Source organism: Sulfitobacter sediminivivens (genome assembly GCF_042611115.2).
GTDB lineage: Bacteria > Pseudomonadota > Alphaproteobacteria > Rhodobacterales > Rhodobacteraceae > Sulfitobacter > Sulfitobacter sediminivivens.
On sequence record NZ_JBHGAR020000018.1, the window covers coordinates 13123 to 35888 of the forward strand.

Genomic DNA, 22766 nt, shown 5'->3' on the forward strand with positions numbered 1-22766 from the left:
CGCATGTTTATAACCCGCCCATCACATGAAGGCATCGCCCGTTTGGCTGTGCTTTTACCATCAAACGGGAAATTCCGATGAAAACCTTTTCTGCAACACCGGCAGACATCGACAAGACATGGATCATCATCGACGCTGAAGGCGTTGTTTTGGGCCGTCTTGCGTCGATCATTGCCACGCGCCTGCGCGGCAAGCACAAGCCGTCATTCACCCCTCACATGGATTGCGGCGACAACGTCATCGTTATCAATGCTGAGAAAATCCAGATGACCGGCAAGAAGCGCGAAGAAAACTTCTATTGGCACACTGGCCATCCCGGCGGGATCAAGCAGCGTACCAAGGCACAGATCCTTGAAGGCGCGCACCCCGAGCGGATCGTGACCCAAGCCGTCAAGCGCATGTTGCCCGGCAACCGCTTGTCACGCCAGATCATGACCAACCTGCGCGTCTATGCAGGCACCGAGCACGGCCACGAGGCGCAAAGCCCTGTCGTTCTGGATGTGAAATCAATGAACTCTAAAAACACGCGGAGTGCATGAGCATGGCTGACGAAATCAACACACTCGAAGATCTGGCCGAAGTTGCAGGCATCGCCGCAGCTCCAGAGGTTGAATTGACACCCCGCGAGCCCGTCCGTGACGAGCTCGGCCGGGCATACGCCACAGGCAAGCGTAAAGATGCGGTCGCCCGCGTCTGGATCAAGCCGGGTTCCGGCAAGGTCACTGTCAACGGCAAGCCGCAAAACGAATATTTTGCGCGTCCGGTGCTGCAGATGATCCTGGCACAGCCATTCAGCATCACAGACCGCGTTGACCAGTTCGACGTGGTTGCCACAGTCAAAGGTGGCGGTCTGTCCGGTCAGGCCGGTGCGGTCAAGCATGGCGTGTCCAAAGCATTGCAGCTTTACGAGCCCGCTTTGCGCGGTGCACTGAAAGCAGCAGGCTTCCTCACACGCGACAGCCGCGTGGTGGAACGTAAGAAATACGGTAAGGCCAAGGCGCGTAAGAGCTTCCAGTTCTCAAAGCGCTAACTACGAACGAGTATATTACTCAACAATTACAAAGGGTTGCATGTTTTGCAGCCCTTTTTTTGTGCGTAGCAGAATTGTAGCAGTTCGCTGAATTCATTGACGTATTGATTTAGCGAAATTAGCATAACGATAGCGTTTGAGGTTGCTATTGGGGTGTGCAGTTGGCGTTTTACGAGAACAAAGTTGAACACTACGGCGGGGCACTTGTGCTTTTTCAACGCAATTTGTCTGTCGCAGTGCCCAACTCCAAAAGTCATCGCAAACAAACTTGGTATATGCGGCTGAAAATTGGTGGGCGCAAAGGCTACGTTACGCGCAGCACTAAGCTGACTGTTTACGAAGATGCATACGAGTTTGCGAAAGGTGAATTGCTAAGGTTGCAACAAGCTGCAAAGCTTGGGCACAGCTTGGATGAATACACTTTTGAGAAGCACTGGAACGACTGGTATGGACGCAACTTGCGCAATGGCACGTGGGCGGATGAGCGCGCGCGCTGGCACAAAATGTACTTCAATCGCTACTTCAAAGATTACTTCTCAAATAGCGATAGCAGCTCAATGCTGCTTAACGACATAACCTCACAGTATGCAGCTGGATATTGGGATTGGCGTAAGGGCTACTGGAGCAGTGAAAACGCTGCGAAGCTGCAAAGCTACAATCCAAAACGACGTGGCGCCAAAACACGCGGGACTGCAAACGCAAAGAAAGCACCTGCACTAAAGACACTGCAGATGGAACAAAGCGCGCTAAATCAGATATTCTACGATGCAATGGAACGCGGGCGCATGCAGCAAATCGTTAAGATGCGCGTTGCGAATAAAGGCGCTACTGCAAACAGGCGTGCAGGTTTTGACACAGGGCGGGAGTACGCAGTGCTTGTGCGAAACTTGCGTAGCTACAGGGATTGTGTCGGGCGATTTGCAAGCGAAGGGCTGAACGCATGGCATAAACTGCATCGCATACAGCTTTCACATTTCATTATGTTTTTGCTGCACAGCGGCTTGCGCGTTGGTGAAGCGCGAGAGATGCGTTGGAGTGACGTTAAGCTGGACGAAGTTGTTGAGGGTGAAGAAGAGCGCATTGCAGAAGTGCGAGTGAGTAAGGCGACGAAAAAGGGGCAGGCGCGTTTTGTGCAAACACAGCCAAGCGCAAATAACGCACTGAAAGAGTGGCAAAAAGTAACGCCACACAACGCGCGAAATGACTTTGTTTGGTTTGGACAGCAACTTGATGCTGACGGCAAAGCAACACAGATTGGCGACCTAAACAAAAGCTTTCAACATTATTTGCGCGCTATTGAATTTGACGGCAGGCAAGACGGCTTACTGAACGACAGGGACGGGGACAGGCGCAGCTTGTATAGCTTGCGGCACACATACGCTACGCAGCGCTTGGAGAAGGGCGACGTGAGTGTATACGACTTAAGCATAAACATGGGCTGCAAGGTTAAGCAGATTGAAACGCATTATTCACACGTTGTTTCAAAGCAGCGCAGGCAGCAGATTACACGCACAGTGCGAAAAAAGAAAAGCAGCGCTGAGAACGGCGCTGCTATGCAAGATGACGCGTTTTTTGCTGAAATTCGACGTCGTTATAAAGTTGGTGAAATCAGTGACGCGGCGTTCTTAGAGTTTGTGAAAAGTAACGCTAGCTAAGCGCGCTTTTTGTAGTACTCATCTACGCTGTAAGCTTTGCCAAAGTAATCCATTCGGCACATTTTGGTTAGGTCAAAATGTGTTTCCAGCACTTGCTTGAGCGACTTATTATCATTGCGGAACTCGCCGTAGGCAAATTTGCCATTAAAGTGTGTTTTGAAGTTGCTGGGCAATGGTCCATGCTCTTTGCACCAAGTGTCAGTCCAGTTAGCTGCTGTCGAAATTTTCCAAACATCGTCAACGTCGAAGCCGTTGATTTGCAGGCAAAGAAAAGCTGCCAGTTGTAGCTGTAGCTTCATTTGCTCGTAGTCGTTGCCACTAGTTTGCACATCAATGTCAAACATCACTTGCTGGTTGCGGTTGAAACTTACGATATAATTTACGTTCATTTTGGTTCTTTCATGTTGATTGGGATTTGTAAGGAGGTGTTCTCAACTTACCTTTTCAATCTACCATAAAACGGAGCGCTTGTCAAGTTGACGTGCCTGTAAACCATTGAAAACAAAGCGTAAAATGGAACTTTTTGGCTGCTTTTTACTCACTCAAGCTGTTGTTTCAGAACGAAACTTTTTTCAACTTTTTTCAACTTTTTTCGATTTTCTTAAACTTTATCACTGGAGCTCAATCGCGTTGCGCAGCTTGCTTTCGTTATAGTCAATGTAGCGCTGCGTCGTGCTAATGCCTTTGTGTCGCGCAAGTGCCTGTATCACGCGGACGTTAACACCCTTGTCCGCAAGCTCTGTCAAAAACTGGCGTCTGCCGCTGTGACTACTTGCGCCTTTGATGCCAGCAAGCGAGTAAAAGCGCGCAAACAAGTTCACAATTGTCTGCGCACTAAACCCACCGCGCTTTGCACTGAAGAACAGTGCTGCATTGGGATTAGTGATGTGACGCGGATAGGTTGCTGCAAACGCGGCAAGCGCTTTCTCCAAGCGCTTGCTTACAAGCACCGTGTTCGCCTCGTCGCCCTTCGTCTGTCCTGCCGCCAAGTAAACCGTGTCACGCACTGCGCCGTCCGCATCAAATACGTCACCAACTTTCAGCCCTGCAATCTCACATGCACGTAGCCCAGCATAAAAGCTGAATGCAAAGATTGTGTGGTTGCGCGTTGGATAACGATGACCGTTGATAAGCGTGTTAACACGCTTTTGTTCTGCTTGCGTCAGTAGCTTTGCCTGTTTCATATCTCACCTAAAATGTGTGCTTTTACTGTAATCCATTGTAATTCCACACATTTTATAAAACGATCGAAAAAGGCAGTTAGGCTAAGTCTTTGTTTTCAAATGCCGTTCAGCACTAATGTTACATATTATGAATTTCATAACATTTTGAGCTAGGCAGCCACGCCAGCTGCAATCTCAGCAACTTTGTGTTTGTGCAGTAAGTACTCACTCAAAAGCCGCTCCACTTCCGCCAGCCCGCGCTGTCCCACTTTGTCCTGCCGCTCAGCTAATCTCAGCCGCGTTCGCGCCAAGCAGTTTATTGCAGCGTCTAAGCTAAAGTCATGTCCTGCGTGTTTTTGCCAAGCAAACCAGTTCCTGTTCTTACTGCACCAATCTTTGCTAAGTTCTTCAGCTGTCTCAATCTCATCTATCTCAATCAGCTTCATGTATGTGTAGTTCAATAATTTCATCTAACTTTCCTTTGTTCGAAAACTTCGTTTGTTTGCTTTGAAGTTTTGATTTGGCAAAAACTTAGGATTAGCTGCAAACGCGCGTTTGCAACTTCCAGCGTTTCCGCCATTCACACATCAGTCAGCATCGCCGTTTTTCAGTGTGTTGCAGTCTGTTCTGCTATCTTCTTCCTGCGTTTAGCTAGTGCCTCCCGCATAAGTGCATTTTCCGTTATGCACTCGTTGTTTGCTTGTATTTTGAGTAAACGGCGTAACTTTTGGATTGGCTTGGTTTTTGGGTGTTGAGACAGATGCGTTGCGCGCAAGCAAAGTGTGTCAGCTCCCAATTTCCAAAATTCGTGTAGCCCATAGTTGCTGCAAGCCGCTGAATTTCTAGCTGGTTTAATGTCTGTAAGCTCATAGCCCATAGTAAAACTACTTGCTTCGTCCCAACTGCGCTTCGCTACATCGCAAAACTGTTCTGCGTTAACGCCTGGTTGCGCGACAAAATGATAGTGCACATTGCTGCCGCTGCTCCCCAGCTGCTTAAACACAACGCGCTCAATCCTATGTCCCGCATCAACCAAGTTGCGCCCCAAATACGCCCTATCCAAGCCGTTAAAAAACTTGCGCACAATTGCTTCCGCTTTGTGCTCGCTAATGCTGTGACCGTCTGTAAACATCAGCGTGCCAAAAACAGCCCAGTCTGTTGCTGCAAGCCAAGTTGCCAGCGCATAATGTTGTTTATTATTATCTACGTAGCTCATTTTTTCTCGTCGTTTGTACTGGTTTGATTGGGGATTGTGGACTTGCGGCGTTTGACTTGCGCACAAGCTTGCTACGCGTTTTGCCAGCGTTTGTTTGTACCCTGCGTTTTGCAGCATTGTCGCGTTTGCCACTACCCAGTTCTATCAGCCGCTGCCGCCTGCCACTTTGCTCGCGCAACATTTGCCGCAGCATCAAAACCGTCATGTCCATCGCTGTCTGCTGTCCTTCGTCGTCCAGCTTCATGTAGCATGCAAAAACCAACTCAAGCTGCTGTCGTAATTCGTCAATGTTTCTCATGCGCTAATCTCCAAAGCTATTTATACTTTGTAGGCAAAGACTTGAGAGGAATTACGTTGAACCTGACAGGTCTTTTTTAAGCAATGCGCTTTGCTCATCCAACTTGCCCTCGTCGTGTTAGCTGCGATAGCTTACTTAGCTCACCTATGTTCAACTTTGTAATCTTGCTTTTTTAAGAGAAACTGAAAGTCACTCATCAGCATTATACTTTTGTAGCTTCTGAATACTCACTTTTCTTCTATTTACTGCAGGTCAACAGCTTGCCTTTGAACGTAAATTGAGTTGTGATATCGCCAGTGTTCAATGAGGTTCGTAATGGCTCGTCTTCCAAAGCTTCCAAGGCTGCTTGCAGGGAAAATTTATAAGACAGGTCAGACCCGCGGTGCAGATGATGACCAAGTCTTCCAGAATAGGGTAGGTAGAAACTCTACTGTTCTTATACCTTTTGGTGTATGGCAGGCGCATTCTAACATACGAGTTAAAGCGTATGAGAACGGATATATCGTTTTGATATCTCCTACAGAATACTTCGATAAATATGGGCAGGACATTTCCGTGTTTGGTCTCGAAGTTGGTGTGAACGCCCTTGTTTACTATGAAAAACGTGAAGATTGGCTTATGCATTTGCCAGAGAACTATGGCTACCGGGAGCCAAACTCTCGTACGTCACCACTGAACGGTCAGTATGCTGCGCGAATAGCTAATACAACGGCAGATAGCGACAAGCGTATTAATAGAGGTTATACAAACTCAGGGTTGAAGGGGGCTGGCATACGTCTCTACGAGTATGCAGATACTAAAGCTTTGGATGAAACGCGGCTTCAACTGGAAGCTGCGTTTTGGCACACAGTTGATGCGAACGAGAAGATGCTAAGTGCAGGTATGCTGCAGGAAGATATCGATTGTCGTAGTAAAGCTATTTTGGACCGCTCAAAAGAATTAGGTCTACTCTCATATGATGACTTAATTGGAGCGCGTATTCTTAATGCAGCGAAGGAGCTCGTATGTCCACTATGCCTTGAGCCTATTAGTGCCGCAGGTATGCTTAGTAGGCTGCCGCAAGCTTCAGGTAGAGAGCGCCATGACCTAACAGTAACTGAAATCAATCTCTTCCACATCAAAGAGCTCGCTTTTGGTGAGTTTAATCATAAGCCATATAATCTTGGTTGGGGTCATCATCACTGTAATGTTGTATGCAAAGATGTTGGCATATCGCATACTTTAGATTGGATGAAAGAGGTGCTAGGGCGAAACGCAATCGTGCTCACGGAATAATGGCAAATACCTCTGACTTTGCCTTCTCGTTTTGGATTGTAGGACTGGATTTAGACCCGTTGTCATAATTGATGTTGCTGCCGCATGCCGCTTGTAAACTGTTCCTAGCGTATTCAATCCACTTCTCTTCGATTTCAATACCTACTGCTCGTCGCTGCAATCGCTTCGCCGCCAACATCGTACTGCCAGAACCATTGAAGCAGTCTAGCACTACGTCGCCTGGATAGCTGCTCGTGGAGATAATCAGCTCCAATAGGTCTCTAGGTTTTTCAGCAGGATGTTTGCCACGATATTGCCTAACGTTCATGTGGTCCCAAGCGTCAGTGAAAGGCAGGGTTGGGTTCACATTAAAGGCACGGATAACGTCCTCATATGCTGGCATAAATTCGATGTGACCTGTTGCCATAAAGGCGTCGCAAATCTTCGAATACTGTTCGCGGCTAGGGATATTTCTGCCTGTTTCCCAATTCGAGACTGCTCCACCATTATTGACTTTGCCATACGCGCCTATAACTTCAGTAAGAAGGTTGGAGCTCATTTCGCATTTCTTTCGGCACTCCTTAAGGAACATACCAAAGGGAGAGCGTTTGAGATTGCCAACTGCTGCAGGTGAGCAAACAACTATCTTTTCACTATGTGGATACCACTGGCGCAAAGCTGTTTTTTTCATCTTTTGCTTCCATCCATCATAGCCTGGTTCATTTGGCTTTGTCCAAGTTATGATGTTGTGCATGTTCATCATCTTTGACCCTTGGACATAGATGAACGGTGCCATTTCCGAAGAGCAAAAGAGGTATATTGTTCCATTTGGACGCAATACACGACGCCACTCCATCATATACTCATCAATCCAACTCAAATATTCGTCATTATCAATAAAGCTAGCATCTCCATAAATGTTGGCTTTTTTTGTCGTATGATAAGGTGGGTCAGTCAGGACCAAATCAACAGAGCTATCTGGTAGTTGCTTCACAAGTTGAAGAGAGTCCCCTTGAGCAAGGAGGCTTTCATCAGTTCTATACGCTGCATTACTTCCAATAGCCTCTGCAATAAATTCAAATGCTACTTCACGATTGTGAGGAAAGACTGCTTTTTTGCTTGTTGGGGTTGTGAACTGCATGAGATATACCTGATGTTTTTGGTGAGAGTAAGCAATATGTTGTGCGCTCGCAACCGTTACCACACCAACTGTTGCGGTTTTCTTGCGCTCAGCCGCTTTCCTAAATGCTTCTTCCATGCTGTTGATGCACTTAGTTCCAAGCAGCGCAACTATTTCTCAGTTTTTTTATAAAAACGGATAGGTAAGTATCTGATTTTGATCGTAATTGTGACGACAGGACGCAGACTTATGTGAGCAACATAAGGAGCAATATCATGTCTGTATTAGCAAAACTCACCGTCAAAACCGTCACCCGTGCAAACAAGCAAGACCCTGTGCAGCAGCGCAGGCAGAAGCTGATGGCTGGGATTGAGGAGCAGCTGAAAGTGGCTGCGGCAGCAGTGAAGGGCGAAAGCTACGAAGTGCGGCGCAAGGTATGGGCTAAGAACGAACACGGCGAGAAGGTGCTGGCGGAGCGGATGCGCAAGGTACGCGCTTGGTTTTTTGAACAAGACGGCGGCTGGTATGTGCAGTGCAAATACGGAAGTAAGGCGCTTGAACTGGGCAAAGGCGGCAACGCTGTATTTGTGAAGGAGCTGGACGATGTTGAGGGGGCGCTGCAGGCTTTGCACGCGGCGGTGGCTGCTGGTGAACTTGACGAAGTTATTGAAAACATGATGAAATTTAGAACTACAAAGCCATTTGAGAGTAAGCGGAGTGAGCAAAAAATCGTAGCAGGTAGTTAGCAGATTTTATCAAGGAGCTGTAAGTTATTGAATTAATTGTGTCTATTAGACCTTACGAATAGCCAAGCGCTAAATTTACCTACGATTATTGCAAAGAAGGCCGCCTCTGTTTGGGGCGGCCTTTTTTATGTCGACACGCTGACGCGCGCCGACCGGAATGGGGGCGCTGCCCCCAGACCCCCGCGGTATTTTTGAAAAGGGTGAAGAGGCTGGGGGTTTTAAAGAACGGCAGCGATATTATGTGAAGCGATGTCACGCTTAGGAAACAAAGATGAAATTCTCCGTTCTCGACCTTGCCCCGATCCCTGATGGGTCAGAGGCAGCACAGGCCATTCGAAATACAGTTGATTTGGCCAAAAGCGCCGAAGACTGGGGTTATCACCGGTATTGGATGGCAGAGCATCACAACATGCCTGGCATCGCCTCGGCGGCGACATCCGTGCTGATTGGGCATGTGGCAGGCCATACCCAAAAGATGCGCATCGGGGCGGGTGGTATCATGCTGCCCAATCATGCGCCCTTGGCCATTGCAGAGCAATTTGGCACGCTTGCGGCGATCCACGGCAACCGGATTGATCTGGGGCTGGGACGTGCGCCAGGTGGTGATGGGGCGGTCTATCACGCCTTGCGACGCGGCGGTGATGACTTTCCAGGCGATGTCGCCGAATTGATGGGCTATCTTGGCGATCCGCGTCCCGATGCCTCGGTGCGCGCGATACCGGGCGAGGGCAGCCGTGTGCCGATCTGGATCCTTGGGTCATCGCTTTATGGCGCGCAATTGGCGGCACATTTTGGTCTGCCCTATGCCTTTGCATCGCATTTTGCGCCGGACGCGCTGGAAGAGGCGCTTTATCTTTATCGGAGGGACTTCAAACCGGCGACACCGGAGGGCAAACCCTATTTCATGTTGGCGGCCAATGTCTTTGCCGCTGACACAGATGCGAAAGGCGCGTATCTGCGTACCTCGATGCAGCAGGCGTTTGCGCGCATGCGGACCGGCAAACGGGGCAAACTGCCACGTCCCGTTGAGGATATTGACAAAGAGATTGGTACCCCTGTTCGGCGTGCCGTGGACCAGATGCTGCGGGTTTCGGCCGTTGGATCGGCAGAAACGGTTAAGCGGCAATTGGCTGAGATGATTCAGGCCTACCGGCCGGATGAGATTATTCTGACCGGGCAGATACATGATCATGCCGCGCGGCTCAGGTCGTTTGAAATTGCGGCTGGTGTGATGGCGGATTTGGCAGGCGATCAGGACGCGCAGTTGGTGGGGGCGGCAAGTCGGTAATAGGTGCGGCCGCTTTCGGCCTTTCGCACTTCGATACAGGTTTCGTCGATCAGCCATTGCGCCATTGCAAATGACTGGGCGCGCACAGCGATGTTTGAGCCGTCTGGCAAAGCGACCACCGCACGCACATCAAAACGCAACTCATCCGAGGTATCGAACGTCGACAGAACCTTGCCTGTCATATATCCCGCATGCACGTGATGGTCAGGCGTGCGGTAGATGAAATAGGCAGCGCTTGCGATTGTGAACACCAATCCAGCAACAAACAATGCGCCCCATTCGTGGGCCGGATATTGCCAGCGTTCCGGTAGCATCCGCACAAACCTATTCATCTGGCCTAACCAGACCCAGCCCCCGCAGATATATCCCGATGCCGCTTTCCAAAAGCTCATCGGCTGGAAACGGCGATGCCCGACCCGGGGAATTGCGGGCGAAAAGTTCGACCACACCGTGGCTCATTGCCCAGATATGCGCAGAGAACATCGACGCAGGCGGGCGTTTGTCAGCCGGAATATGTTTGCTGAGGTCGGCGGCAGCCTGTTCCAGCACCCCATTGGCACGATTGGCCACAGCGGCCAGTTCGGGTGTCCTGTTCACCGAAATGCCGCTTTCAAACATCGCAATGTAATGGCCGGGGTATTTGCGGGCAAATGCCAGATAGGCGCGGCCTGTCGCCTCAAACGCCTTAAGCGCCGAAGGTTGGCCGGACTGGTAGGCAAATTCCATCAGATCGGCAAAAATCTCGTAACCCTGCATCGCACCTTCGGCAATCAGATCTTCACGCCCCTCAAAATGCCGGTAAACAGCCGCCGGGGTCACACCCGCCTGTTTAGCAGCCTCAGAGAGGGTAAAGCCGGTGGGCCCGCGTAGTTCGATCAACTCAAGCGCTGCATCAATCAGCGCCTGTCTGAGATTGCCGTGGTGATAGCCGCGTTTAGGCATCCCAGATGTCCGGTCCGCCACAGATCGACGTATCGATTGGTCCGATGGCCTTCGTATTTTTTTGTGGATAATCAAAGGAGTGCAAGACGACCCTCATAGCATTTAGCCGTGCGCGGCGTTTGTCATCGGACCGGATCACCGTCCAGGGTGCGTCGGTGGTATGACTGCGGGTCAATGTTTCCTGGATCGCGGTGGTATAGGCATCCCATTTCGTCAGGCCTTTGACGTCGATGCTGCTGAGCTTCCATTGCTTGAGTGGATCACGTTCGCGCGCCAGCATGCGCCGCAGCTGTTCGGCGCGCCCCACGTTCAACCAGAATTTGAAAAGATGGATACCATCTTCGGCCAGCATCGCCTCAAACGGGTTGACCTGTCTAAAGAAATGCGCCCGTTGTTCGTCGGTGCAAAAGCCAAAAACCGGCTCAACGACGCCGCGGTTGTACCAGCTGCGGTCGAACAAGATCATTTCACCGGCTGAGGGCAGGTGCTTGATATAGCGCTGAAAATACCATTCACTTTGTTCGGTTTCGGTGGGTTTGGACAAGGCGACGACCCGAGCCGCTCGGGGGTTCAGATGTTCCAAAATCCGGCCAATTGTCCCGCCCTTGCCAGCCGCGTCCCGGCCTTCAAACACCATCGCAATACGCGTGCCGCTGTCGCGAACCCATGACTGCAGTTTCACCAGTTCGATCTGGAGCTTTTTATAGTCTTTTTCGTACCGCTTGCGCGCCAGCCGGTCGCTGTGCGGATATGAGGCCGCCAGAATATCATTTTTGTCCGCGCTGCGAATGGCAGTGCGGATATCTTCCGGGGCTTCATTCTCAAAAAAAGCGCTGATCGCGCCGTCAAAGGGCAGGTCCATATGGCCTCCTGAAATTCAGTGTCTGATCTTATATATGGGATGTTAAGCCGATTAACGCAAACCCGCACGCGTTGCAGCACGCCCAATGGCGTCGACAACGGTCTCAGGGTTGGTGTGATGCGGCATGTGGCCGAGACCCGGCAATATCGTCAGTGCACCATTTGGCACGTCGTTTATCAAAACCTCGGCGTGGACGGCGGCGGGCACGATGGTATCCGCATCCCCGTGCACAATTTCAATCGGCATGGTGAGGGTGCCGTATTGTTTCTTCATTTCAATGATATAGGGCAAAAGCCCGTTGACCTGTTGGGCGTTGGCGCGGGTTGATGCGCGGCGCAGCGTGAGGCCGGAACCGACATGGTCAACATAGCCTTTGGGAGGGTCTTGCGGTGCAAAGATGGAGCTGACGCTGGCGTCCACGGCCCTGTCTGGCAAATAGGCCGTGACCAAAGGGACCAGCACAGCACCGCCAAGCGCCGAACTGGTTGCTGCATAGGCCCAGCCAAGGCTGCCCGGCCAAGGTTCGGATACGGCAGAGACCAGCACCAGTGCCGCAGTATCACTCGGGCGGGCCAAGCCCCATGCCAAGGCCACAGCACCCCCATAGGAGTGGCCCAGAACAATCGGGTTCTTGACGCCGATCTGGTCTGCGGCCCTTTGCAGGATCGCCGCCTGTTCCTGCGGGGTCTCAGACACGGTGTTCCAGGCACCGGCGTTGCCGGGCAAACGCCCGGTCCAGCCCATTCCGGGGCGGTCAAAGGTGATGACCCGGTAATGGTCGGTGAGGTGCCCGGTCAGGCCAAAGGTAAAATCGCGCAGATTGCCGCTCGCCCCATGGATCAGCACCAGATCGGGACCTGTGCCACTTACATGGACATGCACCGGAACGCCGTCGGTCATGACGATGTCGCCAATCGCCGGATACTCTGCCTCTGCAGCGGTCTCGCGCGCATTGGCGCGCCATTGGGTCAGCGCAATCACCGCGATGAAGCATCCGAAAAACAAATACACCTTAACCCCCAATGTTGGAAATCTCATAAGGAGTAGATTGATACATCTCATTGATCCAATTGCCATAAAGCAGATGCGCGTGACTGCGCCAGCGGTTGACTGGCATAAGCGACGGGTCATCGTTTGGATAATAATTGCACGGCACATTGATCGGTGTTCCAGCCGCAATGTCCCGGTCATATTCCTGTTTTAGCGTGTCCCGATCATATTCAAAATGATTAAAGACATAGAGGGCACGGTGGGCGGGATCTTCGATCAGACAAGGGCCAACCTCGTCACTCCCGAGCAACGTCGTGAGGCCGGGTTTCGCGTCCACTTCAGCTTGTTTCATTTCGGTCCAGCGCGAGACGGGCATCACACATTCATCTGAAAAGCCGCGCAGAAACGGCGATGACGTTGCAAGGTTCTTGTGACGAAAACAGCCGAAAGCCTTGGCATCCAGCAGATGCTTTTTGATGCCGTGGAAATGGTGGATCATCGCCATCGCACCCCAACAGACCCCAAAAGTGGCATGCACGTTGGTTTGCGTCCATTCCATCACTTGGATGAGTTCATCCCAATAGGTCACTTCTTCGAATGGCATATGTTCGATCGGCGCGCCGGTGATGATCAATCCGTCAAATTTCTGGTCCGTGACCTCTTCAAACGGGTGATAGAAGCTTTCCATATGTTTGGCGGCGGTGTTGCGGGTCTGGTGATCGGACATGCGCAACAAGGTCAGTTCGATCTGCAGGGGTGTGGCACCGATCAGACGGGCAAATTGGTTTTCCGTCTGAATTTTCTTGGGCATCAGGTTCAAGAGCGCAATGCGCAACGGGCGAATGTCCTGCCGTGCGGCCAGTTCCTCGTCCACCACCATCACACCCTCGCGCGTCAGCACGTTATAAGCGGGCAGGGTGGATGGGATCTTGATGGGCATGGGACACTTTCGCTATCTTGGCTGCTTTAGATAGACCGCGACATTGACCCTGCCAAGAGGGCGCACATCACGAAGGGGTCAGGCAGATCGCACAGATCAACCGGCGTCGGGCAAGGTGGTGGAAATCAGGTCCACAAAATCGTCCTCACTGCGCAGCGTGCCGATCTGATCGGGGGTGATGGTCACCCCCCAGTTCGCCATGGCGGCATAGCGGGGTTGCCGATGGGTCAGGGCCTTTGCATAGGTCCACCGAATGAATGCATTGGGGTCAACGTCATCCTCTGAGCATTTGTTTTCGTTCAGATATTCCTGCCAGATGCGCGCAAGAAATTCAGGTTGATAGGCCATCGGTTTCGGGGCTTTGTCAAAGCGACGGATCAGTTCCTGAGTATGGGCATCGTCGCCCTTGATCCAGACCAGCAAACATTCCTCCGACAACGCGTTCAGCAGTGGATCCTGCGGGTCGCCGGGATTGACCCATTCACAGATCGACCCCCCGGTGTCGCAGATAAAGTGATCATAGCCATAAAGGTTCTGCGCACGGGTCGAGAAATAACCGGTGTCCAGTAACGCGGAAATTTCGGCCTGTTTGAATAATTCCTGGCGTTTGGCATATTCCGCCATTGGCAAACCGCCCTTGTCCGGGTCGCCAGGTTTGCCCAACCAGGTCGCCACAGGGCTAAGGTTTTTGAAGGTGATGTTTGAGCCGATATAGATGCTGTCGCTCAAGAGCAGATCGCGCAGGAACGGCACTTTCATCGCTTCTGCCTTGGCATTGTCCGCAATGGTTTCGCCCAGATAGCGGGTGCCGATCCGGTAGTCGATTGAGTAGTGAAACCAATTTCCTGAGCCGCGCAACAGGCCGGAAAGATGGGTTTTTCCCAATCCCGACATGCCGAACACCAGCACTTTGCGATGGGCGGCGTCGCGCCATTCTTGGGCAGAGGAATAAAGCATAAAGTCGGGTCCGTTGATCAGCGTTTCCCCTGAGTACCCCAGCCGCGCAGCAGACGCCAGATGCGGCCATCAAGCACAATCAATCCAAGGGCAAGCAGTGCAAAACCGCCAAACGCTGACGCGCGCAGTGTTTCGTCGCGCACCCATGCCCCAAGAACGATTGCCACCGGTGCGACCAGCAAGGTCACCAACATCAGATTGCCACTGCCCGCCATGCCCAGCACGCGGTAATAGAGCAGATAGGCAAATGCCGTGGCCGCCAGCGCGTAATAGGCAATCGCCAGCAAAGTCGGCGTTTGCAGGTTCAGGGTTAGTGGTCCTTCGATCAGCCATGAAACGGGCAGCATGATCAGCGTCGCCCCGGTGACCATACCCGCTGCCGCCACCTGCGGCGGCTGATCTGACAGCATTTTGCGCGCCCAGACGCCCGCCAGCGCATAAGACACGGTGCCCGCAATAACGGCCAGTTGCGCCAGCGACCGAATGTCGAAATTGCGCAGGTTTTCCAGACCGATGGCCGTGGCGACACCTGCAAATCCCAGCACGACGCCCACGGCCTTGCGGGTTGAAATACGCTCATCCGCGAAAAAGATCGCCGCGGCCAGCACCCCGAATATGGCGGTTGCGGCGTTCAGGATCGAGGTCAGGCCGCTTTCAATGTGCAATTGCCCCCAAGCCATCAGGCCAAAGGGAACGACGTTGTTCAACAAACCCATACCCAGAAAAGCAGCCCAGACACGCGGCTCCCTCGGCAGGGGAAGCCGCATCACCGCGACGGCAATCCAAAGTGCGATCATCGCCCATCCAACGCGGTGCGCGACCGAGGTCAGCGGCCCGATTTCGTCCAGCGCCACGCGAACGGCCAGAAACGATGCCCCCCAGAGCAGCGCCAACAGCAACATTTCGGTCCAGGCGCGTGAAGATATGGTTTTTTGGATCATCATGCCGAAGCACTATCCCAGACCGCACCCGTCGGCGACCCGGTTCATGCGCAAGACATGAAAAAAGCCCGGCGTATTTGACACCGGGCTTGATTGAATTATGTCGAAGAAGATTAGAAGTTGTAACCGATTTTGATGCCGATAGAGATTGCATCGTTATCGGCAAACGGTACGCTGCCCAAAGTTGTCGTTGCAACTGCGTCACCCAAATTAGTGTAACGCGCGCCGGCTGAAATATCCAAGCGGTCGGACGCCTGATATTTTGCACCAAGGGAGATGTACTTTGCACCATCCGTCGGTCCGAGAGGGGACACCAAGCTATCACCATTCTCACGCTGGTAACCAATTGCGACTGAACCTGACCATTGATCATTAAACCGACGGCCAACACCAATTTCGTAGTCTGTGGAATCTTCGATTGTTGTCAGGCTGGTGCCGGGAGGGGTGAATCCGGCAAAAACTGTTGGCCTTACTATGGTGTCGCTATACCGAGCATAGCGGATTGAGCCAAACACCAAAGTATCTTTGGCAACTCCAGTTTGAAATTCCAGATTTAGACTTTCCGGTGTTTGCACTCTCGTGTCCGCTGATGGACCACCAAAATTTTCTGTTGTAGGTAAATCGTGCTTGATCGCAGACTGATATGTTAAGGCAACACGCAAGGCGATTTCGGGTTTTTCAAATGCACCGCCAATGACATACCCAAACGCGCCATCGGAACCGAAATTTGCATTGTACCCGCTTAGCCCACCGTACCCGGCACCTTGAAGTGTCACGCGTGCTTCAAGTTCTTGGTAACGAACACCACCGTGGACGCTCCACGCGTCATCGAATTTATATCGTGCTAAAGCGGTAAATGCGATGCTATCTACAATACCTTCCGTCCCGCCATATGTTGAACCAGGCACAGTCGGATAGGTTAGGTCGGACCCAAAAGGCTCGTCTACGATAAAGGCGAATGACCATTGATCGTTTAATTCATAGCGCAAAGCGCCACTAATGATGTTGAAGTCACCTGTTACGTTACCGGTCGATGTCCCGCCGTCATTCCCATCAACAGTTGGGCTTGATCTGCCGAAGCTCAACTCAAAACGGTTACCGCTCTCAAAGATGATCCCAATGTCTTGGTTGGACCGGTCAAGACCGCCAGCCTGTGCGGCGAATGCGGACGCGGTCAAGGCTGTTGTAGCCAGAATAAATCTCTTCATTATCACTCCTCCCCAGAAGTTACCCGTCGCGAGGTACAATCATAGGGTGTGCGCGGGATGAACGTGTTATGTGGACAAATGTGCCATTCGGTCAATTACTGACGCTAGGGCACATCTATTCGTGACCCTACGTTACGGCTTTTGAGCAACACCTTTGCGCGTCTCAAACCAGATGTTTAGGTAATTCCCGGCAAATATCACCACAGCTCCGACAAAAACCCAGATATCCAGCGATTCTTGATAGAGCAGCATCCCCAGGACCGCGATGACCGGCAGGCGGATGAAATCAATCGGTACGACCACAGTTGCGGGCGCAATCGACAGGGCGTTGGTCAGGCAATAATGTGCAAGCAGGCCGCAGATGCCTATCAGCGCCAGAAACGGCAGGCTGACAGCGTCCGGCAGGGCGATGTCGCCGTCATATCCAGCGGTAATCAACCCAAAGACCAATTGCATGGTGGTCAGGTAAAACAAAATGCCGGTGATGGTCTGGGTCCGCGTCAGGCGTTTGGTGAACATGATCGTCAGCGCAAAGAAGATTGCGGAGGACGCCGCAGCAATCAAACCTGCGTTTATGCCATCGATGCTGGGCCGGGCGACAATCAGGATGCCGATAAAGCCCATGATCGCGGCAACGCCACGCATAAACGTCAGCCGTTCGCCCAAGATCAGGGGCGACAGCACGATCACCCAGAGCGGTGAGGTGAATTCAAGTGCAAAAACCTGCGCCAGCGGAATGACAGTCACCGCATAGAACCACAGGTTTTGCCCGGTGAAATGCGCCAGATTGCGAATGACCTGCTGGCCCATGTTGCGGGTGTTGATCTGACGCCATGCCCCCGTGGCAAATGCGACAATGATCACTACGAATACGCCAAAGGCGCTGCGGTACATCATGATCTCAAATGTGTCGAACCGCGCGCCCAGTTCCCGCCCGGCGATGGCCATGGCCGAAAACGACGCAATTGATCCGATCATCCAAAGTGCGGCGCGCAGGGTTGTGCTCATGTCATGGGGTCCAAGTCAGGCAGTTCGGCGCAGTGAGCCGCAATTCGCGCCGGTGCATTATTCCCATTCAATGGTGCCCGGTGGCTTGGATGTAATATCATAGGTTACCCGGTTGATGCCCGGCACTTCATTGATGATGCGTGTTGCCGTTTCACCAAGGAAATCATGCGTGAACGGATAATAATCAGCTGTCATACCATCGACGGATGTCACCGCGCGCAGGGCGCAGGCAAAATCATAGGTCCGACCATCGCCCATCACACCAACGGTGCGCACGGGCAGGATCGCAACGAAGGCCTGCCAGATCTCGTCATAAAGCCCATGTTTGCGGATCTGGTCGATGTAGACCGCATCAGCCTGGCGCAGAATATCGAGCTTGGGACGGGTGATTTCACCGGGACAACGGATCGCAAGACCGGGGCCGGGAAACGGATGACGACCGATAAAGCTTGTAGGCAGGCCCAATTCACGGCCCAAGGCGCGCACTTCGTCCTTGAACAACTCACGCAGGGGTTCGACCAGTTTCAACCCCATCTTTTCAGGCAGGCCACCGACATTGTGGTGGCTCTTGATTGTCACCGAAGGGCCACCAGAAAAGGAAACCGATTCGATGACATCGGGATAGAGCGTGCCTTGCGCCAGAAACGTCGCATCGCCCACGGCCTTGGCGTGTTTCTGGAACACATCGATGAACAGCTTGCCAATGATCTTTCTTTTTGTTTCCGGGTCACTTACACCGTCGAGTTCACCCAGGAACAGTTCCTGTTCGTCGGCATGGATCAGCGGCATATTATAGTTGTCGCGGAACATGGTGACGACTTCCTCAGCCTCACCCTTGCGCAGCAAACCATGATCGACAAACACGCACGTCAGCTGATCGCCAATCGCCTCGTGGATCAAGACCGCAGCAACAGAGGAATCGACGCCGCCCGACAACCCGCAGATGACCTTTTGATCGCCCACCTGCGCCCGGATCGCGGCAATCGCCTCTTCGCGGTAGGCGCGCATGGTCCAGTCGCCTTTGAAACCGGCCAGTTTGACAAAGTTCTCATAGAGCTTGGCCCCATTGGGCGTGTGATGAACCTCTGGGTGAAACTGAACCGCGTAAAAATTGCGTTCCGTATCGCCGGTGATGGCAAAAGGTGCATTGGGCGAGGTGCCATAGACCTCAAACCCCGGTGCAATTTCGCTGACATGGTCACCGTGGCTCATCCAAACCTGTTCACGGTCGGCCTCGAACCATCCTTCCAGCAGCGCCAATTTGCGCGCCTCAGGGGTTACATATGCGCGGCCAAATTCAGCGGTCCCATGGCCGCGTTCCACTTTGCCGCCAAGGCACTGCATCATCACCTGCTGGCCATAACAGATACCAAGGATCGGCACGCCCAGATCAAAGACCGACTTTGGCGGCATCGGCGCGCCTTCGGCAAAGACAGAAGACGGGCCACCCGAAAAGATCACTGCTTTTGGCGCAAAATCAGCCAGAAATGCGTCCGTGACCGTGTTAAAGGGGTGAATTTCGCAAAACACGTGCAATTCGCGCAGGCGGCGGGCGATCAGTTGCGTCACCTGGCTGCCAAAGTCGATGATCAGCAGGCGGTCATGGTCGGAGGGGGAAATGATATCTGTCATGGGTGTCTGATTATGCGTGGGCGGCGAGGGTGGCAAGAGGTGAAGGGGCGCGGACCGTGGATCGGGCCGGTTATCTTGGCCCGAAAATCGACTTCTTCACTCTGGGTCATGTCGCTTTCTTCTCAGGCTAGCCGTTATCCGCGCGAAGGGTGCGTGGGGAATGGGATACCTACGGGGCAACAGTTTGCACGAGAGGGGATACACAATGGCGGAATCAGCACGGCGGGCTCGGGGTGGCGGCGGTGCCGCACGGCGCGCAGAGCGCAGCGCGGTGTCGTTTGAGACGGCAAAGTATATTGAGCGCAATATCCCTAATTTCGAAGTGCTGAACGAAGAGGCGCTTGAGATTATTGAGCGCAACGCCGACATTATTCTTGAAGAGATCGGCGTGAATTTCCCGGACAACCCAGACGCATTGGACCTGTGGCGCGCCGCTGGCGCGTCGATTGACGGCGACCGCGTGCGTATCCCCAAAGGTCTGGCCCGTGAGCTGTGCAAAACAGCGCCTTCCGAGTACACGCAACATGCCCGAAACCCGGCGCGCAACGTTGTGGTGGGCGGAAAGAACCTTGTCTTGGCACCTGTCTACGGCCCGCCCTTCGTGCGCGACGCTGCGGGTGGTCGGCGCTATGCCACGATGGCGGATTTCAACAAATTCGTGAAACTGGCCTATATGTCGAAATGGCTGCACCATTCTGGTGGTACAGTGTGCGAGCCGACGGATATTCCGGTGAACAAACGCCATCTCGACATGCTTTATGCGCATATGACGCTTAGCGATAAGCCGTTTATGGGATCTGTGACCGAACCCAGCCGCGCGCAGGACAGTGTTGATATGTGCGGCATCCTTTTTGGTGAGGACTTTGTTCAGAAAAACACCGTGATGACATCGCTCATCAACATCAACTCACCGATGACATTTGACGATGTCATGATGGGCGCACTCAAGGTCTATGCCGAGAATAACCAAGCTTCCATTATCTCGCCGTTTATCGTCGGCGGGGCGATGGCACCGGTATCGGTGATGGGAACGCTGACGCAGGTCATGGCCGAAGTTCTGGCGGGCATCGCCTATAGCCAGTTGGTGCGCAGGGGCGCGCCGGTGATCTTTGGTGCCTTCGTGACGTCGATTGACATGAATTCTGGTGCGCCGACATTTGGCACCCCCGAGGCAGCGCATATCACCTATGGCGCAGGCCAACTGGCACGGCGCATGAACTTGCCTTTCCGGTCTGCTGGATCTTTCTGTGGCTCCAAGTTGCCGGATGCGCAGGCGGCTTATGAAACCGCGAACAGCCTGAACATGGGGCTGCTGGCAGGGGTAAACTTCATGCTGCATTCATGCGGGTGGCTTGAGGGCGGTCTGGTCAGTTCCTTTGAAAAATTCGTGATGGACGCGGATCAATTGGGCGCGCTTCATCACATCGCAAAGGGCATTGAAATCGACGAGAATGCCCAGGCCATGGATGCGATCCGCGAAGTGGGTCCGGGTGGCCATTACCTTGGCTGTGCGCACACTCAGGCCAATTTCAAGGCAGCATTCTGGAAGTCTGACCTGCTGGATTACAAACCCTTTGAGACATGGGAAGACGAAGGCGCACGCGACACGCAAGCCCTCGCGTCAATCCGGGTTGAGAAAATGTTGGCCGACTATCAGCAGCCAGCGCTTGATCCGGCAATCCGCGAGGCACTGGATGCCTATGTGGCGCAGAAAAAGGCGGCCGAGCCCGACAGCTTTATGTAGGCTGGCCGCAGCGCCGCAGGATCAACCTGCCACTTCGGCAATTTGTGAGGCCTTCAGCACGCGGGCCTCACCAACCATCGCGATCAGGACGTCAATGTGACGGATCAGGCTATAACCTGCATCCGCCGCTTTGCGTTGGGCGTTCAACTCCGCCTCTATCTCCATCAGCTTGAGCAGTGCGGCACCGTGCCGGGGCAACACGCCATAGCCCAAGAGCCGGGGCAGGTGGTTCGTGCGCGAATATCCCTCTGCTCCGATGCGCGCGGCGCGCATCATCAGACGGGGACGGTGGAGCGTGTGCAGCATGGAAATCAAATCTTGCATGGTGGGTCCTTTGGTCACTTGGAGGGAGGCGGTCAGAATCGCCTTGTCCTCAGCACAGTGGCACAACTCATCCGGGTGTTGCGCGGCGCGATGGGACCCCGCGCGGTGCTTTCATAACTGTTTATCTTTTAGAAACAATGATTACCAAACCGCCTTATTTTAACGAATAGGTAACAGATACATCCTTAGGTTGTGTGGATAAAATTGTCTGTAACTTTGTGGATAACTTTCCTTAGACGGGAGAAAGATGCAGGAATGGAAACCCCAGTCATTTTGAACATGCCGGGATGGGTGCCCACCGGGGCGCTCCATTATCTGGCCCATACTGAACGTGGCCAGCCGATCCGCGCGCTGGCGCGTGTGGCGGGTTGTCATGCGTCAACTGTCATGCGGCAAATCCGGCAAATTGAAACGCGCCGGGATGATCCGCTTGTTGACGCCGCCCTGCGCAAGCTGGGGTCGGTGCCGCTGAGTTCAACGCCCAAAAAATCATACAAAACAAGCAAGGAATGCGCCCCGATGGCAATAACGCCAACCGATGCCCTGCCAGATGAAGCCACATTGACGCGCGAAGCGCTGCGAATTCTGCGGCGTTTGTGCGAAACCGGTGCCGTCCTGGCGGTTGCCGCAGAAATGGAAAAAGCCGTCGTTGTGCGCGACCTGGCCAGTGGCGGCAGCACCCGCACAGCCGTGGTGGCATCAAATGTGGCGCAGGCGATGGCGCTCAAGAATTGGATAGCTGCCGGGAATACCGGCCGGATCATCCGGTATCACATCACCGCCGCCGGACGCGCCGCACTGGACGGGATGTTGGAAAATCTGAAAGAGCCGGTATCAGCGCAAAAGGGATTTGCCGAAGCACAGACAGCGTTTTCCGGGGCCCAGGATGCATGGGATGAAGACGGCGAAGGACAGGGCACCGCGACCCAACGGGCCAAATATAATCTGGCTGAAAGCCCACTGGCCGCTCTGGCGCGGCGCCGTGATGCAAAGGGTAAGCCGTTTTTGCGCGACGATTTGGTCCATGCGGGAGAACGGCTGCGCGAGGATTTTGAACTTGCACAGATGGGCACGCGGGTCGCCCAGAACTGGGATAATTTCCTGACACCGGGCACCGGGGGCGCAACGAAACGCGGTGGCGGTGGCGTTGACGCGCCTTCGGCTGCGCGTGCGCGGGTTGCTGCGGCACTCGCCGATCTGGGGCCGGGGTTGTCGGATGTCGTATTGCGCTGCTGTTGTTATCTTGAAGGGCTTGAGACGACAGAAAAACGGCTGGGCTGGTCGGCCCGTTCTGGCAAGATCGTGCTGCGCATCGCGCTGATGCGGCTCAAGCGGCATTACGATGAAACGATTGGTCCGGGTGGCCCGATGATTGGCTAGGACCGATGCGGTGTTGTTCATTTGGTGGTCACATCTGGTGATCGGGGCGGGACCGCGATGTCCGACGG

25 protein-coding genes are annotated in these 22766 nt (G+C 53.3%); 8 read left to right on the plus strand and 17 right to left on the minus strand.

Annotation, left to right across the window (positions count from 1 at the left end; translation table 11 throughout):
• The first annotated feature begins 77 nt into the window (after positions 1 to 77).
• From rplM to ACEWL3_RS16150, 3 genes are all read left to right on the plus strand, one after another.
• Complete coding sequence (gene rplM, locus ACEWL3_RS16140; protein WP_114878548.1) at positions 78 to 539, plus strand: 50S ribosomal protein L13; 462 nt, start codon at positions 78 to 80, stop codon at positions 537 to 539.
• A 2-nt stretch (positions 540 to 541) separates the two neighbouring features.
• Positions 542 to 1030 (plus strand): 30S ribosomal protein S9, encoded by a 489-nt coding sequence (rpsI, locus tag ACEWL3_RS16145; protein ID WP_386178584.1) that lies wholly within the window; start codon positions 542 to 544, stop codon positions 1028 to 1030.
• A 155-nt stretch (positions 1031 to 1185) separates the two neighbouring features.
• On the plus strand, positions 1186 to 2685 hold the full coding sequence (locus ACEWL3_RS16150) for a tyrosine-type recombinase/integrase (RefSeq protein WP_435001178.1): 1500 nt from the start codon (positions 1186 to 1188) through the stop codon (positions 2683 to 2685).
• On the opposite strand, the gene ACEWL3_RS16155 is transcribed toward ACEWL3_RS16150, so the two are convergent.
• The 5 genes from ACEWL3_RS16155 to ACEWL3_RS16175 all read right to left on the minus strand — a co-directional run bounded on the left by ACEWL3_RS16155 (position 2682) and on the right by ACEWL3_RS16175 (position 5362).
• Complete coding sequence (locus tag ACEWL3_RS16155; protein ID WP_386178590.1) at positions 2682 to 3074, minus strand: hypothetical protein; 393 nt, start codon at positions 3072 to 3074, stop codon at positions 2682 to 2684. The genes ACEWL3_RS16150 and ACEWL3_RS16155 overlap by 4 nt on opposite strands.
• 222 nt (positions 3075 to 3296) lie before the next feature.
• Positions 3297 to 3869, minus strand: coding sequence for a tyrosine-type recombinase/integrase (locus ACEWL3_RS16160; RefSeq protein WP_386178593.1), 573 nt, complete (start codon positions 3867 to 3869; stop codon positions 3297 to 3299).
• 149 nt (positions 3870 to 4018) lie between these two features.
• On the minus strand, positions 4019 to 4318 hold the full coding sequence (locus ACEWL3_RS16165; protein WP_386178596.1) for a DUF6626 family protein: 300 nt from the start codon (positions 4316 to 4318) through the stop codon (positions 4019 to 4021).
• A 137-nt stretch (positions 4319 to 4455) separates the two neighbouring features.
• A complete protein-coding gene (locus ACEWL3_RS16170) occupies positions 4456 to 5064 on the minus strand; it encodes a hypothetical protein (RefSeq protein ID WP_386178599.1) in 609 nt (202 codons plus the stop codon).
• Positions 5048 to 5362, minus strand: a complete 315-nt coding sequence (locus ACEWL3_RS16175; protein ID WP_386178602.1) for a hypothetical protein — start codon at positions 5360 to 5362, stop codon at positions 5048 to 5050. Before ACEWL3_RS16175 ends, ACEWL3_RS16170 begins: the two co-directional genes overlap by 17 nt.
• Before the next feature lie 315 nt (positions 5363 to 5677).
• Here ACEWL3_RS16175 and ACEWL3_RS16180 point away from each other — a divergent pair, with 315 nt between their 5' ends.
• Entirely contained in the window at positions 5678 to 6637 is a 960-nt protein-coding gene (locus ACEWL3_RS16180; protein ID WP_386178605.1) for a BstXI family restriction endonuclease, read from the plus strand.
• Here ACEWL3_RS16180 and ACEWL3_RS16185 read toward each other — a convergent pair.
• Positions 6627 to 7874: a DNA-methyltransferase gene (locus ACEWL3_RS16185; protein WP_386178608.1), complete on the minus strand. Its 1248-nt coding sequence runs from the start codon at positions 7872 to 7874 to the stop codon at positions 6627 to 6629. The two genes, ACEWL3_RS16180 and ACEWL3_RS16185, sit on opposite strands and share 11 nt — an antisense overlap.
• A gap of 137 nt (positions 7875 to 8011) precedes the next feature.
• Between ACEWL3_RS16185 and ACEWL3_RS16190 the strand changes: the two genes are divergently transcribed.
• Positions 8012 to 8482 (plus strand): DUF6641 family protein, encoded by a 471-nt coding sequence (locus tag ACEWL3_RS16190; protein WP_386178610.1) that lies wholly within the window; start codon positions 8012 to 8014, stop codon positions 8480 to 8482.
• A 271-nt stretch (positions 8483 to 8753) separates the two neighbouring features.
• Positions 8754 to 9770, plus strand: coding sequence for an LLM class flavin-dependent oxidoreductase (locus ACEWL3_RS16195; RefSeq protein ID WP_386178613.1), 1017 nt, complete (start codon positions 8754 to 8756; stop codon positions 9768 to 9770).
• Here the strand turns inward: ACEWL3_RS16195 and ACEWL3_RS16200 are convergent.
• From ACEWL3_RS16200 to guaA, 10 genes are all read right to left on the minus strand, one after another.
• Positions 9734 to 10102, minus strand: coding sequence for a hypothetical protein (locus ACEWL3_RS16200; RefSeq protein WP_386178615.1), 369 nt, complete (start codon positions 10100 to 10102; stop codon positions 9734 to 9736). The genes ACEWL3_RS16195 and ACEWL3_RS16200 overlap by 37 nt on opposite strands.
• On the minus strand, positions 10095 to 10712 hold the full coding sequence (locus tag ACEWL3_RS16205) for a TetR/AcrR family transcriptional regulator (RefSeq protein WP_386178617.1): 618 nt from the start codon (positions 10710 to 10712) through the stop codon (positions 10095 to 10097). The genes ACEWL3_RS16200 and ACEWL3_RS16205 overlap by 8 nt, the downstream gene beginning before the upstream one ends.
• The gene (ppk2, locus tag ACEWL3_RS16210) at positions 10705 to 11574 is read right to left on the minus strand and encodes a polyphosphate kinase 2 (RefSeq protein ID WP_386178619.1); all 870 of its coding nucleotides are present in this window, start codon (positions 11572 to 11574) and stop codon (positions 10705 to 10707) included. Before ppk2 ends, ACEWL3_RS16205 begins: the two co-directional genes overlap by 8 nt.
• A 51-nt stretch (positions 11575 to 11625) precedes the next feature.
• Positions 11626 to 12612, minus strand: a complete 987-nt coding sequence (locus tag ACEWL3_RS16215) for an alpha/beta fold hydrolase (RefSeq protein WP_386178621.1) — start codon at positions 12610 to 12612, stop codon at positions 11626 to 11628.
• Positions 12587 to 13504, minus strand: a complete 918-nt coding sequence (metA, locus tag ACEWL3_RS16220; RefSeq protein WP_386178623.1) for a homoserine O-acetyltransferase MetA — start codon at positions 13502 to 13504, stop codon at positions 12587 to 12589. Before metA ends, ACEWL3_RS16215 begins: the two co-directional genes overlap by 26 nt.
• Positions 13505 to 13600: 96 nt before the next feature.
• Entirely contained in the window at positions 13601 to 14461 is an 861-nt protein-coding gene (locus tag ACEWL3_RS16225; protein ID WP_386178625.1) for an ATPase, read from the minus strand.
• A 17-nt stretch (positions 14462 to 14478) separates the two neighbouring features.
• Positions 14479 to 15405: a DMT family transporter gene (locus tag ACEWL3_RS16230; RefSeq protein WP_386178628.1), complete on the minus strand. Its 927-nt coding sequence runs from the start codon at positions 15403 to 15405 to the stop codon at positions 14479 to 14481.
• A 110-nt stretch (positions 15406 to 15515) separates the two neighbouring features.
• Complete coding sequence (locus tag ACEWL3_RS16235) at positions 15516 to 16610, minus strand: OmpP1/FadL family transporter (RefSeq protein ID WP_386178631.1); 1095 nt, start codon at positions 16608 to 16610, stop codon at positions 15516 to 15518.
• Positions 16611 to 16742: 132 nt separating this feature from the next.
• Positions 16743 to 17618 carry a DMT family transporter gene (locus tag ACEWL3_RS16240; RefSeq protein WP_386178634.1) on the minus strand — a complete coding sequence of 292 codons (876 nt, stop codon included), beginning with the start codon at positions 17616 to 17618 and terminating at the stop codon, positions 16743 to 16745.
• Between the two features lie 57 nt (positions 17619 to 17675).
• Positions 17676 to 19250: a glutamine-hydrolyzing GMP synthase gene (gene guaA / locus ACEWL3_RS16245; RefSeq protein WP_386178637.1), complete on the minus strand. Its 1575-nt coding sequence runs from the start codon at positions 19248 to 19250 to the stop codon at positions 17676 to 17678.
• A 205-nt stretch (positions 19251 to 19455) separates the two neighbouring features.
• Between guaA and ACEWL3_RS16250 the strand changes: the two genes are divergently transcribed.
• On the plus strand, positions 19456 to 20994 hold the full coding sequence (locus tag ACEWL3_RS16250; protein WP_386178640.1) for a trimethylamine methyltransferase family protein: 1539 nt from the start codon (positions 19456 to 19458) through the stop codon (positions 20992 to 20994).
• A gap of 21 nt (positions 20995 to 21015) precedes the next feature.
• Here the strand turns inward: ACEWL3_RS16250 and ACEWL3_RS16255 are convergent, their stop codons facing one another.
• Positions 21016 to 21318: a DUF6477 family protein gene (locus ACEWL3_RS16255; RefSeq protein ID WP_114878562.1), complete on the minus strand. Its 303-nt coding sequence runs from the start codon at positions 21316 to 21318 to the stop codon at positions 21016 to 21018.
• A gap of 255 nt (positions 21319 to 21573) precedes the next feature.
• Here ACEWL3_RS16255 and ACEWL3_RS16260 point away from each other — a divergent pair, with 255 nt between their 5' ends.
• Positions 21574 to 22698, plus strand: coding sequence for a DUF6456 domain-containing protein (locus ACEWL3_RS16260; protein ID WP_386178643.1), 1125 nt, complete (start codon positions 21574 to 21576; stop codon positions 22696 to 22698).
• The last annotated feature ends 68 nt before the right edge of the window (positions 22699 to 22766 follow it).

Excerpts from the sequence above, each read along its gene's own strand:
- rplM (WP_114878548.1), top strand. The coding sequence starts at position 78 with ATGAAAACCTTTTCTGCAACACCGGCAGACATCGACAAGACATGGATC.
- rpsI (WP_386178584.1), top strand. The coding sequence starts at position 542 with ATGGCTGACGAAATCAACACACTCGAAGATCTGGCCGAAGTTGCAGGC.
- ACEWL3_RS16155 (WP_386178590.1), bottom strand. The coding sequence starts at position 3,074 with ATGAACGTAAATTATATCGTAAGTTTCAACCGCAACCAGCAAGTGATG.
- ACEWL3_RS16160 (WP_386178593.1), bottom strand. The coding sequence starts at position 3,869 with ATGAAACAGGCAAAGCTACTGACGCAAGCAGAACAAAAGCGTGTTAAC.
- ACEWL3_RS16165 (WP_386178596.1), bottom strand. The coding sequence starts at position 4,318 with ATGAAATTATTGAACTACACATACATGAAGCTGATTGAGATAGATGAG.
- ACEWL3_RS16170 (WP_386178599.1), bottom strand. The coding sequence starts at position 5,064 with ATGAGCTACGTAGATAATAATAAACAACATTATGCGCTGGCAACTTGG.
- ACEWL3_RS16175 (WP_386178602.1), bottom strand. The coding sequence starts at position 5,362 with ATGAGAAACATTGACGAATTACGACAGCAGCTTGAGTTGGTTTTTGCA.
- ACEWL3_RS16180 (WP_386178605.1), top strand. The coding sequence starts at position 5,678 with ATGGCTCGTCTTCCAAAGCTTCCAAGGCTGCTTGCAGGGAAAATTTAT.
- ACEWL3_RS16185 (WP_386178608.1), bottom strand. The coding sequence starts at position 7,874 with ATGGAAGAAGCATTTAGGAAAGCGGCTGAGCGCAAGAAAACCGCAACA.
- ACEWL3_RS16190 (WP_386178610.1), top strand. The coding sequence starts at position 8,012 with ATGTCTGTATTAGCAAAACTCACCGTCAAAACCGTCACCCGTGCAAAC.
- ACEWL3_RS16195 (WP_386178613.1), top strand. The coding sequence starts at position 8,754 with ATGAAATTCTCCGTTCTCGACCTTGCCCCGATCCCTGATGGGTCAGAG.
- ACEWL3_RS16200 (WP_386178615.1), bottom strand. The coding sequence starts at position 10,102 with ATGAATAGGTTTGTGCGGATGCTACCGGAACGCTGGCAATATCCGGCC.
- ACEWL3_RS16205 (WP_386178617.1), bottom strand. The coding sequence starts at position 10,712 with ATGCCTAAACGCGGCTATCACCACGGCAATCTCAGACAGGCGCTGATT.
- ppk2 (WP_386178619.1), bottom strand. The coding sequence starts at position 11,574 with ATGGACCTGCCCTTTGACGGCGCGATCAGCGCTTTTTTTGAGAATGAA.
- ACEWL3_RS16215 (WP_386178621.1), bottom strand. The coding sequence starts at position 12,612 with ATGAGATTTCCAACATTGGGGGTTAAGGTGTATTTGTTTTTCGGATGC.
- metA (WP_386178623.1), bottom strand. The coding sequence starts at position 13,504 with ATGCCCATCAAGATCCCATCCACCCTGCCCGCTTATAACGTGCTGACG.
- ACEWL3_RS16225 (WP_386178625.1), bottom strand. The coding sequence starts at position 14,461 with ATGCTTTATTCCTCTGCCCAAGAATGGCGCGACGCCGCCCATCGCAAA.
- ACEWL3_RS16230 (WP_386178628.1), bottom strand. The coding sequence starts at position 15,405 with ATGATGATCCAAAAAACCATATCTTCACGCGCCTGGACCGAAATGTTG.
- ACEWL3_RS16235 (WP_386178631.1), bottom strand. The coding sequence starts at position 16,610 with ATGAAGAGATTTATTCTGGCTACAACAGCCTTGACCGCGTCCGCATTC.
- ACEWL3_RS16240 (WP_386178634.1), bottom strand. The coding sequence starts at position 17,618 with ATGAGCACAACCCTGCGCGCCGCACTTTGGATGATCGGATCAATTGCG.
- guaA (WP_386178637.1), bottom strand. The coding sequence starts at position 19,250 with ATGACAGATATCATTTCCCCCTCCGACCATGACCGCCTGCTGATCATC.
- ACEWL3_RS16250 (WP_386178640.1), top strand. The coding sequence starts at position 19,456 with ATGGCGGAATCAGCACGGCGGGCTCGGGGTGGCGGCGGTGCCGCACGG.
- ACEWL3_RS16255 (WP_114878562.1), bottom strand. The coding sequence starts at position 21,318 with ATGCAAGATTTGATTTCCATGCTGCACACGCTCCACCGTCCCCGTCTG.
- ACEWL3_RS16260 (WP_386178643.1), top strand. The coding sequence starts at position 21,574 with ATGGAAACCCCAGTCATTTTGAACATGCCGGGATGGGTGCCCACCGGG.